The sequence below is a fragment of the Dietzia natronolimnaea genome, from assembly GCF_002289575.1.
Taxonomy (GTDB): domain Bacteria; phylum Actinomycetota; class Actinomycetes; order Mycobacteriales; family Mycobacteriaceae; genus Dietzia; species Dietzia natronolimnaea_A.
Genome location: NZ_NTGA01000013.1, coordinates 170,695 through 187,272, shown reverse-complemented (window position 1 = coordinate 187,272; position 16,578 = coordinate 170,695). Strand labels below are relative to the sequence as shown.

Here is a 16,578-nt window from a genome sequence, read left to right as displayed (position 1 = left end):
CCACCTTGCGTGGTTAAGGCCCCCCACAGACCATGGGGTTGATAGGCCGGAACTGGAAGCGCAGCAATGCGTGGAGGTGACCGGTACTAATCGGCCGAGGGCTTACACACAACCAAGCCAGAAGAATCGTGACGCGTCCACTGTGCAGTATCTGAAACAACACACCCGTCCCTCGACTCCGGTCGATGTGGACAGGGCCTTGTTTCACAGAGTTACGGCGGCCATAGCGGCAGGGAAACGCCCGGTCCCATTCCGAACCCGGAAGCTAAGCCTGCCAGCGCCGATGGTACTGCACTCGAGAGGGTGTGGGAGAGTAGGTCACCGCCGAACACAACTTCACACGAGAGCCCCCGAGACCGCACACCGCGGCCCCGGGGGCCCTCGTCATTTCACCCCACCCACACCCCCACCAGACACCAACGCCGCACCACACACCCGCCTCGCCAGGGCCGATCCACGCAACGCCCCGAGGGTGACCACGTCGCCCCGACCGTCGGAGAGCGGCACCCGCCAGTTCGGATACTCCTCGGACGTGCCGGGCATGTTGACCGGCCGGCGGTCACCGGCGAGGTCGGCCACCGACACCGCGTAGAGAAGGGACGGTGCGGCCGCCAGGTACCCGTGGAGCGCCACCACCAGGTCCTCCGGGCTGTCGCCTTCGAGTAGGTCGCGCCGTTTGACCGCTTCGGTGTACGACTTGATCTCGGTGCCGGCGTCGACGCGCTCCTGTTCGACATCGCCCGTCAGCTGGCCCAGTTCCTCGCGGACATCCACATGCACGAGGTCGACGTACCCGGCAGTGGGCGGGAGGTCGTGAGTGGTCACCGACGCCATGCAGAGCCGCCGATAGGTCTCGGGAGGCACCGGTTGGCCGTCTTCCTGTTCGAACCACATCACCGAGGTGCCCAATACCCCGCGTTCGAACAGTTCCTCCCGGACCCCGGGTGCGACGGTCCCCAGGTCCTCTCCGACGACGACCGCGCCCGCACGCGAGGCCTCCAGCGCGAGGACGCCGATCATCGCCTCGTGGTCATAGTTCACGTACGTCCCCTCGGTGGGCGGGAGTCCCGACGGGATCCACCAGAGCCGGAACAGACCGAGGATGTGGTCGATTCGTATCCCGCCCGAGTCGCGCAGCGCGGCGCGGACGATGTCCCGGAACGGCCGATATCCCTCCTCTGCGAGGGCATCGGGCCGCAGTGGGGGCTGGGACCAGTCCTGGCCCAGCTGGTTGTAGACGTCCGGCGGCGCTCCCACGGTGACGCCGCGGGCGAGTGACCGGTGGAGTGCCCACGCGTCGGCACCGGTGGGATGCACCCCGACGGCGAGATCGTGGAGGATTCCCAACCGCATCCCCGCCGACAACGCCGCGCGCTGCGCACCCGCTCGTTGTTGCGCGACCTGCCATTGGAGCCACTGGTGGAATCGGACCTCCTGTGCGTGGTCGCGTGCGAAGCGTGCCACGTCATCGGAATCCGGGTCCTTGAGCGCCGCGGGCCACCGCGACCAGTCCGGGCCCCGCTCGGACGCCAGGGCACACCACGTGGCGAAACGGAACAGGCCAGGCTCCTGCTCGTCGGCGAAGTCGTCGAACGCCCGGGCCCGGTCCTCCGTGAGAGCGGCGGCGAACACTATCCGGAGTGCTTCGAGTTTGGCTCCCCACGAGGAATCGCGGTCGATGGTGTCGTCGGTGTTCCTCTGCCGCTCCCCGGACGCGAGGTCGTCGACCACCTGCATGTCCTCGGGTTGGAGTGAGGCGTATTCCGGGATCAGCTCGGGGCGGAGGTAGAGCGGTGAGGCGAACCGGCGTGAGGTCGGGAGGTACGGCGACGGCTCCACCGGCGGAAGCGGTTCCCCGGCGTGCATCGGGTTCACCAGAACGAAGTCGGCGCCGAGGTCCCGCCCGGCCCAGTCGGCGAGGTCGGCCAGGTCCGACAGGTCACCCACCCCCCACGACGTCTCGGACCGGACCTGGTAGATCTGCGCGGCCAGCCCGACACCGCGGCGCCGCCCGAGATCCGCGGGAACCGGTATGGACCCCGGTGACACCACAAGGGTGGCCTCGAGGACCCGCGGTTCCCCCGGCGAGGGGCCGTAGCCCTCAGACGCGTCCGTGACGTGGGCGACCAGGCGGTGCCACCCGAGGGGAAGCGAGTCGGGGAGTTCCAGTTCGAATCGGTCGACTGTCGCCCCGTCGACGCTCCTCGACTCCTCCGCGGCCTCGGGGAGCACCACATCGAGCGGGTCGGACGAGTTCTCGAGGTGGACGGACAGGCCCACCGAGGTCCCGCGGGGTACATGGACTGTGCACACGGCCCCCGCTCCCTGCCTCGTCACGATCGTCGGTGGGAGCACCCGTCGCCAGGGCCGGAGACGAATCTCCTCGAGGGCCGACCGGACCGCGGTCTCGCTCTCGTCGTCGTCGTTGACAGGTACTCCCATCGCGGCGAGAACCGAGCGGAGCGTGCGGGCGGGGATGTCGTGTCGGCTCCCGCGGGCGTCCTCGTAGCTCGTGGCCACGCCACACTTCTCGGCGAGTTCAACCAGGGCGGGGGGAACGGCGTCGGTCACGGTCACAGGGTCCTCGCGTCGGGTCGGGAGGCGCCGTTCTCCGGGCGCCGCGGACGGTCACGGTCCACTGTGCCACCAGAGCGACCCGGGTGCGGATCGCGAAAAACGGACCACACTCCGACCGGGGGCGAGCGACCACGTACGCTGACCTCGAACACGTATCAGTTCCGCCCAGAGAAAGGCCGTGGACAACCCATGACCGAGGCATTCATCTACGACGCCATCCGGACTCCGCGAGGCAAGGGCAAGCCTGGCGGCGCTCTGCACGGGGTCAAGCCGATCGACCTGGTCGTCGGTCTCATCGAAGAGATGCGGCGTCGGTTCCCCGACCTCGACGAGAACCGGATCTCGGACATCATCTACGGAATCGTCACCCCGCTCGGCGACCAGGGCATGGATCTGCCGCGCATCGCCGCGCTGGCCGCGAAGATGCCCGACACCGTCGCCGGTGTGCAGATCAACCGGTTCTGCGCCTCCGGCCTGACCACCATCAACATGGCCGCCCAGAAGATCCGCTCCGGATGGGACGAGGTCGTCCTCGCCGGCGGCGTCGAATCCATGTCGCGCGTGCCGATGGGCACCGACGGCGGCGCCTGGGCCCTGGATCCGGCGACCAACTACGACACGTACTTCTCCCCGCAGGGGATCGGGGCCGACCTCATCGCCACGCTCGAGGGGTTCACCCGTGAGGACGTGGATCGCTACGCCGAGCGCTCGCAGCGACTCGCCGCCCGCGCGTGGGAGGAGGGCCGGTTCGCCAAGTCGGTCGTCCCGGTCAAGGACATCAACGGCGTCACCATCCTCGACCACGACGAGCACATGCGACCGGGCACCACGGTCGAGAAGCTCGCCGGCCTCAAGCCCTCGTTCGCCATGGTCGGCGACATGGGCGGTTTCGACGCCGTCGCGCTGCAGAAGTACCACTGGGTCGAGGAGATCAACCACGTCCACCACGGTGGCAACTCCTCCGGCATCGTCGACGGTGCCGCGCTCGTGGTGGTCGGTTCGGAGAAGGCCGGCAAGGAGATGAACATGACGCCGCGCGCCCGCGTCGTGGCCGCGGCCACCTCTGGCGCCGACACCACCATCATGCTCACCGGCCCGACCCCGGCCGCGAAGAAGGCGCTCGAGATCGCGGGGCTCACCCCGGACGACATCGACCTGTGGGAGCTCAACGAGGCGTTCGCCTCCGTCGTGCTGCGCTTCCAGAAGGACATGGACATCCCCGACGAGAAGCTCAACGTCAACGGCGGGGCCATCGCGATGGGGCACCCCCTCGGAGCCACCGGCGCCATGATCACCGGCACCGTGCTCGATGAGCTCGAGCGCACCGGCGGCAAGCGCGCCCTCATCACCCTCTGTGTCGGCGGTGGAATGGGCGTCGCCACCATCATCGAGCGCGTCTGATCCGCCCCACCGACACCACAGCCTTTAGGAGTAGAGAACCAGTGAGCGACAACATGTTCCGGTGGGAGCAGGACGGCGACGGCATCGTCACCCTCACCATGGATGACCCCGACCACGGCGCGAACACCATGAACGCGCGTTTCATCGACGACTTCTCGGAAACCGTCGGCCGTATCGAGGCCGAGAAGGAGTCCATCAAGGGCATCGTCCTGACGTCTGCCAAGAAGAGCTTCTTCGGCGGCGGCGACCTCAAGTCCATGATCACGGCGGGCCCCGGCGACGCCGAGGAGCTCTTCGAGCGGTCCATGCAGATCAAGGGCCGGATGCGCGCCCTGGAGACCCTCGGAGTCCCGGTCGTGGCCGCGATCAACGGTGCGGCCCTGGGCGGAGGCCTTGAGCTCGCGCTCGCCTGCCACCACCGCGTGATGGCCGACGCCCGCGGCGCCAAGGTCGGCCTGCCCGAGGTCACGCTCGGTCTGCTGCCCGGTGGCGGCGGCATCGTCCGGACCGTCCGCATGTTCGGCCTGGCGCAGGCCGTGCCCAACATCCTGATGTCGGGCCGATCGTTCGCCCCGGACAAGGCACTCAAGGCGGGCCTGGTCGACGAGGTCGTCGCCCCCGAGCAGCTCGTCGACTCCGCGAAGGCGTGGATCAAGACCGATCCCGAGCCCAGCCAGCCCTGGGACCGCAAGGGGTGGACCCTGCCCGGTGGCACGATCAGTGACCCGGCCCTGGCCGGTGTCCTGCCGTCCTTCCCGGCCAACATGCGCAAGCAGACCAAGGGCGCGCCCTCCCCGGCGCCCCGGGCCATCATGGCCGCCGCGGTCGAGGGGTCGCAGGTCGACTTCGCCACCGCCGAGAAGATCGAGGCGCGCTACTTCGTCTCGCTCGTCACCGGTCCCATCGCGAAGAACATGATCCAGGCGTTCTTCTTCGACATGCAGCACTGCTCGTCCGGCGGCGCGCGCCCCAAGGCCGCCGACGGCTCCGAGATCCCCCGGACCGAGTTCACCAAGGTCGGCGTCCTGGGCGCCGGCATGATGGGCGCCGGCATCGCGTACGTGTGCGCGAAGGCCGGGATCGAGGTCGTGCTCAAGGACGTCGAGCAGGCGTCCGCCGACAAGGGCAAGGCGTACTCGGAGAAGATCGAGGCCAAGGCGCTCGAGCGTGGCCGCACCACGCAAGAGAAGTCCGACGCCCTCCTGGCCCGAATCACGCCCACCACGGACCCGCAGGCGCTGGCCGGATGCGACCTCGTGATCGAGGCCGTCTTCGAGTCGCCCGATCTCAAGAAGAAGGTCTTCCAGGAGATCGAGGACATCGTCGCCCCCGACGCGTTGCTCGGCTCCAACACGTCGACCCTCCCGATCACCGACCTCGCGACCGGCGTCAAGCGTCCCGAGGACTTCATCGGACTGCACTTCTTCTCGCCCGTCGACAAGATGCAGTTGGTCGAGATCATCAAGGGGGAGAAGACCACCCCCGAGACCCTGGCCAAGGCGATCGACCTCACGCTGGCGATCAGGAAGATCCCGATCGTGGTCAACGACTCGCGTGGTTTCTACACCTCGCGCGTCATCGGCACGTTCGTCAACGAGGCGATCGGCATGCTGGACGAGGGGATCGAGCCCTCGACCATCGAGCAGGCCGGCCGCATCGCCGGATATCCCGCGGCGCCGCTCCAGCTGTCCGACGAGCTGAACCTCAACCTCATGCTCAAGATCCGCGACACCGCGCGCGAGGCCGCCGCCGCCGCGGGCGAGGAGTTCGTGGAGGTGTCCTCCGACCGAGTCACCGCGAAGATGGTCAACGAGCTCGGCCGCAGCGGCCGCCTGGCCGGGGCCGGGTTCTACGACTACACCGACGGCACGCGCGCGGGCCTCTGGCCGGGCCTGCGGGAGGCGTTCAACACTTCGCCGGACAACGCGCCGCCGTTGCAGGACCTGGTCGACCGCATGATCTTCGCCGAGGTGCTCGAGACGCAGAAGTGCGTCGACGAGGGCGTGATCGTGGACGACGCCGACGCCAACATCGGCTCGATCATCGGGATCGGGTTCCCGGCGTGGACCGGCGGTACCCGCCAGTACGCCAGGAACTACGCGGCGCCGGGCGCCACGGAGCCCTCGGGTTACAAGGGCTTCGTCGCCCGCGCCGAGGAGCTCGCCGCGAAATACGGTGACCACTTCCTGCCCACCGAGTCGCTGAGGCAGGCGGCTGCCGAGCAGGGCTGATCCGGGCACGGGCCGGCAGGTCCGAGCCGGACGAGAATTACGCGGCCGCCCCCGGGATCCCCTGGGGGCGGCCGCTGTCGTCGCCGCAGGAGTGTTTGTGCGAATTTACCCTTCTCAGTCGGCGATGGGAGGCCGGGAGTGGTGCATCCAGGGTGAGGATTCGGCCCATACCTGCGGCTTTGCATTTTAGGTAAGGCTGCCCATGCAAAGGTTAGGCTGTCCTTCATTTGGGTGCTAGTGTAGCCGCATGTTCAGACAGCGCTCAGGCTCGCTCCGGCTGGCCGTCGCCCTCCTGGCTCTCTCGCTGACCTCGTGCGGCGTGGCGACCGGGCTCGGAGGGGATCCCGCCACCATCTCGGGGATACCGCTCGCGTCGGAGGTCTCGGCGATAGAGGACCCGCGATCCTTCTCCGGCGAACTCGCCCTGGAGTTGGTCGACGACCCGGTCGAACCCGTCGCGACCGACCCGGTACCGCAGCTCCCTGCCGTGGTCACCGACAATCAGGGCACGGTCGTCGAGGTCGCGGACGTCTCCAGGATCCTTCCCCTGGACATCTACGGCACGCTCTCGCGCATCGTGTTCGAGCTCGGGTTGGGCGACAACGTCATCGGCCGCGACGTCTCATCGGCTTTCCCTGAGATCGCCGACCGGCCCCTGGTGACGCACGACGGACACCAGCTCAACGCCGAGGCGATCCTCGCGCTCGACCCCAGTGTGATCATCACGGACACCTCACTCGGTCCGTGGGACGTGATCCTGCAGCTGCGCGACGCGGGGATCCCCGTCGTCGTCGTCGACTCCCACAGGTCCCCGGACAACGTCGAGGTCCTCACCCGGGCCGTCGCGGACGGTCTCGGGGTCCCCGAACTGGGGCGTGAACTGGGGGAGCGCACCCGCGCGGAGATCGTCGAGGCCGAACAGTCGATCTCGTCGATCGTCCCCGAATCGGAGACCTCGCGGTTGCGCACCGTGTTCCTCTACGCCCGTGGGAACGCCGGCGTCTACTACATGTTCGGTCAGGACAGCGGCGCGGACGAGTTGATCACCGCTGCCGGCGGGTACGACGTGTCCTCCGAGGTCGGGTGGAAGGGCGCCAAGCCGGCGAATGACGAAGGGCTCATCGCGGCCCAGCCGGACGTCATCATCATGATGAACAAGGGGCTCGAATCCGTCGGCGGCGTAGACGGACTGCTCGAGAAGTTCCCCGCCATGGCGCAGACGCCCGCTGGCGCGAACCAGAGGATCGTCGCGATGAACGACGACCTCGTCCTGTCCTTCGGCACCAGGACCCCCGCGGTACTCAACGCTCTCGCGGTCGCCCTCTACGCCCCGGACGCACTGTGACACTCACCGAAGAGCGCGCGGCACGTGCCGGCCGTCCCGCTCCCGACTCCGGCCCTGCCCGTACGTCCGGCACAGCCCACCGCATGGTGACCGGTGGCCTGCTGATAACCGGCCTGGCGGTGGCGCTCGGGGTACTGGCCGTGGTGGCGGCGGCGTCGGGGCAGCTGCACATCCCGGCGACCGAGGTCGCCTCGGGGTTCCTCCGCGGTCTCGGCGTCGACCTCGGGCCCGCCGCAAGCCACCCCCGGGCCGACGCCACGCTCTGGAGCGTGCGTTTCCCGAGGGTGGCCATGGCGATGGTCGTGGGTGCGGCCCTCGCGGTGGCCGGTGCCCTCATGCAGGGGGCGTTCGGCAACCCGCTCGCCGAGCCCAGCGTGGTGGGGGTGTCCGCCGGGGCGGCCGTGGGCGCGGCGGCGGCGATCGTGTTCGGGTTGACCGCCTTCGGCGCCTGGACCAGCGTCGTGTGCGCCTTCGTCGCCGGCATAGTCACCACGACCGTGGTGTACCTGTTCAGTCGGAGCAACGGGCGGACCGAGGTGGTCACCCTGGTGCTCACCGGGATCGCCGTGAACGCCGTCGCGGGTGCCGCGCTCGCCCTGCTCATGTTCCTCGGGGACACCCAGGCCCGCGAAGAGATCGTGTTCTGGCAGCTGGGGAGCCTGAACGGCAGCCGGTGGGACCACGTCCTGGTGGTGGCGCCCCTGGCGGTGCTCGGGCTGGTCCTGGCGGCCCGCCTGGCGCGACCGCTCGACCTCCTCGCGCTCGGAGAGAGGCCGGCCCGTCACCTGGGCGTCCATGTCGAGCGGCTGCGGATCCACTCCATCCTGCTGGTCGGACTGCTCACGGCCGCCGCGGTGAGTTTCTGCGGCATCGTCGCCTTCGTCGGACTGGTGGTCCCGCACCTGGTCCGCATGATCGCCGGACCGGGACACCGACTGTTGTTGCCGGCGTCCGCACTGGGCGGTGCGGTGTGCCTGCTGGCCGCGGATCTCCTCGCCCGGACCGCGGTGGACTACGCGGAGCTGCCATTGGGAATGGTGACGGCCGCCGTCGGTGGCCCCTTCTTCTTCTGGCTCCTGCACCGCACCCGTCGCACGGCAGGGGGCTGGGGATGAACCGCGGCGAGACGCGCGTGCCGGTGTTGTCCGCGGAAGGTGTGACCGTACGCCTCGGCGGCCGGACCCTGCTCGACGCGGTCGACCTGGAGATCTACGCCGGAGAGGTGCTCGCACTGGTGGGCCCCAACGGGGCGGGCAAGTCCACGCTGCTCGGCGTGGTGGCGGGGGACACCGACCCCGACGTCGGCCGAACCGTCCTCGACGGCACCGATCTACGACGGTGGCGCCTCGGTGACCTCGCCCGGCGCCGGGCCCTGCTCACCCAGGCCAACACCGTCGCCTTCCCCTTCACCGTGCGGGAGATCGTCGCGATGGGGCGCGCCCCCTGGGCGACGCAGCCCGAGGGTGACGACGACGAGGAGATCATCGAGGAGTCGTTGACCGCGACCGACACGGCCACCCTGCGGTCCCGGACCTTCCCGACCCTGTCCGGTGGGGAGAAGGCCCGCGTCTCCCTCTCGAGGGCACTCGCGCAGCGCGCCGGTGTGTTGTTGCTGGACGAGCCCACCGCGGCGGTGGACCTGCGCCACCAGGAGATCGTCCTGGAGTTGGCGCGGACCGTCGCCGACGCCGGCGGGGCGGTGGTCGTGGTCCTGCACGACCTCGAGCTGGCGGCCGCGTGGTCCGACCGTCTCGTGATGATCTCGAACGGCCGGATACGGGCCGAGGGGCCGCCTGAGCAGGTCCTCACCTCCGAGCTGGTGGAAGAGGTCTACCAGCAGCCGGTCGTCGTCGACCGGCATCCCGTCACCGGTGACCTGTTGATCACCCCGGACCGACGACGGTTCCGGACCGCCCGGACGCCGATGGAGCCCGCGGTAGACGCCACACCGGCGTCGGCCCTCGTCAAGGAGTTCTCGTGAGACACACCCGGTCATCAACGGCGCGGGCAACCGCCGCCCGGATCGTCGCTGTTCTGGCACTGGCGCTGCTCGGCACCTCGGCTCTGGCCGTGTTGACCCAGGCCCCGGCGCACGCCGCCGCGCGCCTGACGGCATCGAGTTCGCTGGGCGGGGCGGTGGCGTCGACGTCGGGCCAGACGGGGTTCACCCTGTCGGGTTCGGGTTTCCAGGCGATCGAGGGCGGCTTCGGCGGCGTGTACATCGGGTTCGGGTGGGTCAGCGGGTCCGGGTGGGGGCCGTCCAACGGCGGCGCGACGGGCCGGACCTACGACTACGTCCCCGATGAACAGTCGCGCAGTAACCAGGGATACCAGGCTTTCGTCGCCTTCCCCGGGTCGTCGACGGCAGGCGAAGCCCAGGCGACGATGGGGTCCGACGGATCGTTCCGGGTGAACCTCACCGTCCCGGGCCCCACGTTCACCGGAGCCGGGGGCAAGAGCATCGATTGCACCAAGGTCACCTGCGGATTCCTCACCTGGGGCGCGCACGGGGTGCGCAACGGCGCCAACGAGACCTTCACCCCGGTGACCTTCCGGGCCGGGGAGCCGGCACCCGCGGTCGAACAGTCACCGGCACCGGGCGCGCCCGCCGCCGGAGCGCAGGCCGCACGCCCCGCCGCGCCGGGTCGGGCCGCCACCCGCGCGCGTGCCGGCGGGGCCGCGCAGGGGGCGGCAGCAGGGGTGGCCGCCCCCGAGGGGCAGTCCGCGGGCACGGAAGGTCCGGGCGGTGTGGACACCGGAGCGGGGGGAAGCGGTCCCGCTGACGGCGCGCCGACGGCGGCGACCGGCGGGTCCACGACCACCGTGACCGCGGTGATCGAGGTCGACCGCAAAGCCGCCCGGCCCGGCGGGGCCATGGGATTCGCAGCCGCGGGATTCTGGCCCGGCGAGCAGGTCTACGTGGTGCTCGGCGAGGGTGACGCCGCCGTCGGACCCGTCGTCGCGGGAGTCGACGGCGAGGTCGCGGGAGTGATCGTGCTCCCGGAGGACATCGCCTCCGGCACCCACGAGATCCGGGCGGCGGGTGCCGGGTCCGGTCTCGAGGCAGCGGAGCGGTTCCCGGTACGGACCGACATCTCCCCCACGGCATCGGCCGCCGGGCTCGGTGGCTCGGCGGGGTGGGTCTTCCTCACCCTCGCGGCCCTGGCGCTGTCGGTCGCGGCGGCGGTCGCGGTCAACCGGAGGCGCCTCGCCGACCCCGGCGGCGACGACGGCGCCGCCCACCCTGACGACCCCGCCCACCCTGACGATCCCGCCCATGCCCGGGCGGACGGCGGCAGCCCGGAACACGCCACGACAGTTCTCACACAAGGAGATCCCCGATGACCAGTCACCCGCGACCGGCCCACCGCAGGGCCACCGCCTTGGTTGTGACCGTGATCCTCGCCCTCGGTGCGCTGATGGCCACGCCGGCGGCCCGGGCACAGAACTCCGCCGTCGAGCTGACAGATGCGGAGTTCCGGTGGGGGCTGAGCAGGCAGAGTTCCGGACCCAGCCACGGACCCGGACTCAACTTCCTCTCCGCGGGGGACAGCTCCGCGGCGCTCGCCGGAGCGGGGGCGACGATCACCGAACAGACGTGGAGGGCCACGTCGGGACACGTGACCATCGAGAAGCGGTCCGCGAACGGTGGGACGGCGACAGCCACCTGGGCCGGGACACAAACCGACCAGGCGGGCACGCCCATCCGTGACGCCTCCTCGAGCAGATACAGCGGCCTCGAGATGGTCTTCGGCAAGGGGACCGGAACCGTTGACGCCGCATCGGGCACGGCCGAGATCCGGTGGAAGGGCACCGCCTCGGTTCTGTACTACTCGGGCCTGGTGTTCCTCAGCCTCACCGACCCGGTCCTCACCGTCACGCCCACGAAGGCCACCGTCACCGCGACCCTGGGTGGGCGACGGAGCTCTCAGGACAACCCCGAGGTGTCGACCCCGATGCCGTCCCGCACCGTCGTCCTCGCGAATCTCCCCCGGAACCGAGTGGAACTGGGTGGGAAAAAGGGGTTCTCCGTGACCCCCGAATATCTCGGGGTGACCTATTCTGCACAAACCGGGGAGAATCCCCAGACGAGAGACGGTGCCCATTGGGGTGCATTCCCCCGAGAATTCGTGGACTTCGCCGCGGATGCGGGATCCGGGGGATTCTGGTATTCCACCGGAACCTCTGACAATACGAAACCCGCATTGCCGATAGCGGTGAGTTGGAATTCGGATGATCCCGAGGAGATGCCGAATTCCGGCGGCTCCGGTGGCTCCAAAGGAATCGTGGGTCAGGTCCTCGACGACACGGTCGAACAGATCCTGCGGGCCGCGGGCACCGACGTCGCCGACACCGCGGCCGCGTGGATGGACGAGGCGTGGAAGCCGCTCCAGCCCGAGGCGGTGAACGCGGCGCGGGACGGGGCGGCACAGGCCGCGGCGGCACCCGGATCCCCGGCCGCCGAGGGGAGTCGTGTGGACGAGGTCTTCGAGGAGTACTTCGCGGACTACTACACCGCCGGAGCCCCGATCACCGCCGGGACCGTGGGCGGCGCGGTCGCCTCCATTCCCGCATCCTCGAGCGGCCCGTCGTCAGGCGGTTCCTCGCCCGCAGCGCCCGCGACCGTCGCGGACCAGTCGACGATCCCGGTGGCGGCCAACGCGCCCCTCTACGGCTCCGACGTGGTCTACGCCCAGACTTCCGGCTCTCGGAAAGCCGGAGACCCCACCCACCAATGGCAGTGGTGGGTGGGGGCCGCACTGCTCGCGCTCGCGGCAGTGCTGTTCTACCAGACAGTTCGACGAAAGGACTGATGTGAACACAACTCGATCCCGGCTCGCGCTCGCCGGCCGACGGGGCACGATGCTGGGGGCGACGCTCGCGTTGCTCGCCGGAGCCGTCGCCGCCCCGGCGGCCCACGCCCAGGAGGCGATCCCGGGGACCGTCTCGGACGCCTCGTTCGTCTGGGGCATCAGCGGATACGCCCAGAAGGGGATCTTCGGACCGTGGCGCATCTTCGACGCCTCCGGCGACGCCTCGGCGCTCGTCGGGTCGGTCTCGGGTGGCACGCAGACCGAGTACACCCCCGCTGCGTTCCCGGCCACCTCGATGCCCGTGAACCTCGTCTCGGGACAGCAGGCTACGCCCAACGCCATCAAGTTCTCCGACGGTGAGGGTGCGCGCGGGGCGGACGGTACCGTCACCATCGACTGGGACGGCGAGATCACCTTCAACGCCTACCCCGCCAACCTCAACGCGCCGGACGAGACCCTGGCCGATCCGAAGCTGACCGTCAACGCCGACGGTTCCGGAACGCTCAATGCCGACGTCACCATCGGCGCGGCGAACGACATGAACGGCAACCCCACTCCCGAGGTCAATGCCGGTCGCACGACCGTCCTGTCGTTCGGTCCGGGCGCCGCTCAGGTGGCCCAGGACGGCACCATCACCCTGTCGCCCCAGTACGCGGGAGTGCAGCACAACGGTGGGAACCAGGACCGTACCTGCACCGCGCCGAACGTCTGGGGCGCATGGACGCCCGAGTGGCTGGCGGCGGTGCCGAGTTCGGTGCATCCGCACTACTACAACACCGGCTGTGGCGGAGACCAGAATCTCAAGGGCCCGCTGCCGCTCCAGGTGACCTACGACCTGACCGAGGACGAGACCCAGGTGCCTGTCGGCACCCCGAAGGTCACCGTCTCGGACACCACCCTGGCCGCTGACGGAAGCCACGAGGTGACCATCACGGGTTCCGGGTTCAACGACCCGTCGGTTGTGGGTACCCGTCCGCCACTCGCGGGCAAGCCCGCCGGGTTCTACCTCGTCTTCGGCAAGTTCGAGGATGCGTGGAAGCCGTCCGCGGGCGGTACCTCCGCGGCTCGCAAGGTGGTCGTGCAGAAGTGGGTCCTCGCCGCGGAGAACCACGCCGTCATCGGGGGCGCCGCCGCCGGTGCTGTCGAGCTGCTCCCCGACGGGAGCTTCACCACCACCGTCACCGTCTCGAAGGACGCGGCGGACGCGAAGTCGGAGACCGGGAGCTACGGGATCTACACCTACGCGGCCTCGGGCGCCGTCCACGCCCCCTGGGAGACCAGCACGCCGATCACCTTCACCACTGGTGGGGACGACGACGATGACGACGACACCGGTACCGGTGGCGGTGGCTCGCTCGCCGGCATGACGAACCTGTTCGGCAGCCTGATGTAGGTCGGGCACAGGACTCGACGCGGCCCCGACACCGAGTGGTGTCGGGGCCGCTCCGCGTCTGTACGGGTCGATGGCCACGCCGTGTCACGGCGCCGCCCGGAAGCACGGATGCCCCGGATCCGACGGGATCCGGGGCATCGGGTGCCGGGCGAGGTCAGCGGACGCCCAGGGCCTCCAGGTCCAGGAAGATCCGGTGGTTGAGGTCGAACGCCCGGGTGGCGGCGGCCAGAGCGGACGCGCGGTCTGTCTCGCCCAGCGGGAGGGCGTCCAGTGCGGCCCGGTAGTCGTCCTTGTAGACTTTGGGCTTGGCGATGTCGAAGTCGTAGAAGCCCAGACCGGTCTCGATGCCGTAGTGGCGGCGCACCATCGTCCTGATGATCTGTCCCCCCGAGAGGTCACCGAGATACCTGACGTAGTGGTGTCCGATCAGGGCGGCGGGGTCGGTCGCGCGCTCCCGCAACTCGGCCACGTAGGCCTCGGTGGCGGGAACCACGGTCTCGAAGGAGCGCCCCTGGGCGCGGTGCGCTTCCAAGTCGGCTCGTAGCGCCTCCGTCCGGTCGAGTCTCGGGTCGAGGATGGCCGACAAGCGTGGGTCCGTGCCCGCCCTGCGGCAGGCGTCTTCGAGTGCCTCGTAGACCGGGAGCGACTGCCGCAGCAGCGCGACCAGACCTGCGGGTGTGCCCTCACCGTTCATCAGGCGGGTGATGAACGAGGCGTTCTCCGCCTGTTCATGCGCGGCCATCGTCGAGTCGTGTAGCGCTCTCGACAGGGGTGCGGAAATGGTCGTCTCCATGTGTCCTCCGGGCTTGTTAGGTATGCCTAATGAGGGTACGGCAACGATAAGGGAAAGGCTATACCGGTAGGGAGGTTGAGCAATGTCAACAATTCCCGAAGTGAGGACCCTATTCGCTCACCGGATAACGGGTGTGGAGCGTTGTCGTGGAATTCTTTCGGGGCCGGTTCCGAGGAGAAGGAAATGTCGGTGGGCGGGGGCCGTCCTCAGTCGCGCTCGGCCGCGACGCGGCCCATCCGGGTGAACGCCTCGGTGAGGAGTTCCTCCGAGCACGCGAAGTTCACGCGTGCGAACCCCTTGCCCTGGGAGCCGAAGGCGGGGCCGTTGCTCAGCGCGACCTTTCCGCCGTCGAGGAACGCCGCGGCGGGGTCGTCCCCGAGCCCGGGGTAGGAGCGCAGGTCCAGCCACGCCACGAATCCGGCGTCGGGTCGGCGCCACCGGGCGCGGGGGAGATGCTCGGCCATGAGCCGCTCCATCAGGTCGAGGTTCGAGGCCAGTGCGGCGTTCATGCTCGCCAGCCAGTCCAGTGACCCGGTCAGCGCGGCCTCGGCGGCGAGCGCCCCGAAGTGCCCCACCGCGCCGGACAACGCCGAGCGCCGCACCTCGAACCGTTCCGGGTTTCCGTTGACCACGAATGCGCACTTGAGTCCGGCGAGGTTGAAGGCCTTGGACGCGGAGGAGATGGCCAACCCGACCCCGCGGGCGGTGTTGGAGGCTGCCAGGAACGAGGAGAACCGGACCCCGGGCATCGTCAGGGGCGCCCAGATCTCGTCGGAGACGACGACGGCGTCGTGGCGTGCGGCCAGATCGGCGAGCTCGGTCAACTCCGCGGCGGAGTGCAGGACACCCGTGGGGTTGTGCGGGTGGCTCAGCAGGACACCGCGGGCGCCGTCCGCCAAGGCGCGCTCGATGCCCGCCAGGTCCAGGCGCGGGTCCTCGCCGTCGTGGTCGATCAACGGAACGGCGACGGGGGACATCCCCACCCGCCGGATCCATGGTCCGAACGGCATGTAGACCGGCGGCGTGTAGACCACCCCGCTGCCGGCCGGCAGGGTCCGCGCGAGTGATTCGCGCACGCCCACGCCGACATCGTTGACGGGGACCACCGACTCCTCCGGAACCTCGAACCCGAACCGGGAGTAGTAGCGGGCGCACACCCCGGCGAGCCGCTCGATCTCGGCGAAGTAACCGGTGTCACCGTCGGCCACGGCGTCGGCGAGGCGCTCCCGGATCGCCGGGGCCAGCAGGACGTCGGTCTCCGCCACGAACAGCGGCAGGACGTCCTCCGGGTACGCCACCCACTTCTGGCTCCGGCGCCTGCGCAGGACCGACTCGGGAACATCCAGGGGGAACGGCACGGCGGGGGATCCTTTCGACCGGGGCGGGCTGGACCCCCAGGCTAGTTCGCGCCGCCGACCGCGTCAGCTTCCGGGGAGAGCCCCCGGGGCCACCCACACGTCCGCGTCCGGGGAGTCCGCACCCAGGGGCATCATGGTCGAGTACGTGGTCCCCGACCCGGTGGGGATGAAGATCCCGCCCGAGTTGTAGTCCCAGCCCATATCCACCGCTATGCGGTATCCACTCCGGTAGGCGGCTCCGCCCCAGGGCGCCGAGGAGCCGTTCCACAGGTCGCTGAGAAGGCTGATCCTCCGGAGCTCGACAACCCCTCCTCCCGGGTCGACCTGCCAGCACCGCGCTCCGGCGTTGTTCCGATACCCATCGCACCAGGTCGGGGAGTCGGTGGGGGCCTGCGAGATGACCCGCATCGAATTGGGGCCGGGCTCCCAGAACCCGGGCTCACGGGGGTCCTTCGTAGCATGTGAGTCGACGAACCACGCGTCGGACGGGATCGGTGCGGGCGGTGGGAACGGGGCCCGCCACGTCTCGGCGGCCTGGGCAGACGCCGAGGGTGACAGCCCTGCGGCGAGGGTGAGGGCCGCCAACACAGTGGCGGCCCGGCGGAATGAGAACGGGTGTGATATGCCGCCATCACACCACGCCGCCCGACCCCTCACGGCGGGATC

At 69.8% G+C, this 16,578-nt stretch carries 12 protein-coding genes and 2 rRNA genes; 10 read left to right on the top strand and 4 right to left on the bottom strand.

From position 1 onward, the window contains the following. Positions 1-110, top strand: a 23S ribosomal RNA gene (locus CEY15_RS07625); the annotation flags it as partial. A gap of 103 nt (positions 111-213) precedes the next feature. Then, positions 214-330: ribosomal RNA gene (rrf, locus tag CEY15_RS07620) — 5S ribosomal RNA — on the top strand. A gap of 54 nt (positions 331-384) precedes the next feature. Here rrf and malQ read toward each other — a convergent pair. Beyond that, positions 385-2,577: a 4-alpha-glucanotransferase gene (gene malQ, locus CEY15_RS07615; protein WP_217987087.1), complete on the bottom strand. Its 2,193-nt coding sequence runs from the start codon at positions 2,575-2,577 to the stop codon at positions 385-387. Positions 2,578-2,766: 189 nt separating this feature from the next. Between malQ and CEY15_RS07610 the strand changes: the two genes are divergently transcribed. From CEY15_RS07610 to CEY15_RS07575, 8 genes are all read left to right on the top strand, one after another. Beyond that, positions 2,767-3,978, top strand: coding sequence for an acetyl-CoA C-acetyltransferase (locus CEY15_RS07610; RefSeq protein WP_017836309.1), 1,212 nt, complete (start codon positions 2,767-2,769; stop codon positions 3,976-3,978). Between the two features lie 41 nt (positions 3,979-4,019). Then, a complete protein-coding gene (locus CEY15_RS07605) occupies positions 4,020-6,209 on the top strand; it encodes a 3-hydroxyacyl-CoA dehydrogenase NAD-binding domain-containing protein (RefSeq protein ID WP_095717919.1) in 2,190 nt (729 codons plus the stop codon). 247 nt (positions 6,210-6,456) lie between these two features. Next, positions 6,457-7,554 carry a heme/hemin ABC transporter substrate-binding protein gene (locus tag CEY15_RS07600; protein WP_095717918.1) on the top strand — a complete coding sequence of 366 codons (1,098 nt, stop codon included), beginning with the start codon at positions 6,457-6,459 and terminating at the stop codon, positions 7,552-7,554. Continuing rightward, positions 7,551-8,669, top strand: coding sequence for a FecCD family ABC transporter permease (locus CEY15_RS07595; RefSeq protein WP_095717917.1), 1,119 nt, complete (start codon positions 7,551-7,553; stop codon positions 8,667-8,669). Before CEY15_RS07600 ends, CEY15_RS07595 begins: the two co-directional genes overlap by 4 nt. Beyond that, a complete protein-coding gene (locus CEY15_RS07590; protein WP_017836313.1) occupies positions 8,666-9,535 on the top strand; it encodes a heme ABC transporter ATP-binding protein in 870 nt (289 codons plus the stop codon). Before CEY15_RS07595 ends, CEY15_RS07590 begins: the two co-directional genes overlap by 4 nt. Continuing rightward, positions 9,532-10,899, top strand: coding sequence for a hypothetical protein (locus CEY15_RS07585; RefSeq protein WP_095717916.1), 1,368 nt, complete (start codon positions 9,532-9,534; stop codon positions 10,897-10,899). The genes CEY15_RS07590 and CEY15_RS07585 overlap by 4 nt, the downstream gene beginning before the upstream one ends. Beyond that, the gene (locus CEY15_RS07580) at positions 10,896-12,368 is read left to right on the top strand and encodes an HtaA domain-containing protein (RefSeq protein WP_095717915.1); all 1,473 of its coding nucleotides are present in this window, start codon (positions 10,896-10,898) and stop codon (positions 12,366-12,368) included. The genes CEY15_RS07585 and CEY15_RS07580 overlap by 4 nt, the downstream gene beginning before the upstream one ends. 1 nt (position 12,369) lies before the next feature. Beyond that, positions 12,370-13,761, top strand: coding sequence for a hypothetical protein (locus tag CEY15_RS07575; RefSeq protein WP_095717914.1), 1,392 nt, complete (start codon positions 12,370-12,372; stop codon positions 13,759-13,761). 154 nt (positions 13,762-13,915) lie between these two features. Here the strand turns inward: CEY15_RS07575 and CEY15_RS07570 are convergent, their stop codons facing one another. The 3 genes from CEY15_RS07570 to CEY15_RS07560 all read right to left on the bottom strand — a co-directional run bounded on the left by CEY15_RS07570 (position 13,916) and on the right by CEY15_RS07560 (position 16,500). Next, the gene (locus CEY15_RS07570) at positions 13,916-14,554 is read right to left on the bottom strand and encodes a heme oxygenase (biliverdin-producing) (RefSeq protein WP_095717913.1); all 639 of its coding nucleotides are present in this window, start codon (positions 14,552-14,554) and stop codon (positions 13,916-13,918) included. A 206-nt stretch (positions 14,555-14,760) separates the two neighbouring features. Further along, positions 14,761-15,912, bottom strand: a complete 1,152-nt coding sequence (locus CEY15_RS07565) for a MalY/PatB family protein (protein ID WP_095717912.1) — start codon at positions 15,910-15,912, stop codon at positions 14,761-14,763. 63 nt (positions 15,913-15,975) lie between these two features. Next, positions 15,976-16,500: a hypothetical protein gene (locus tag CEY15_RS07560; protein WP_095717911.1), complete on the bottom strand. Its 525-nt coding sequence runs from the start codon at positions 16,498-16,500 to the stop codon at positions 15,976-15,978. Positions 16,501-16,578 lie beyond the last annotated feature (78 nt).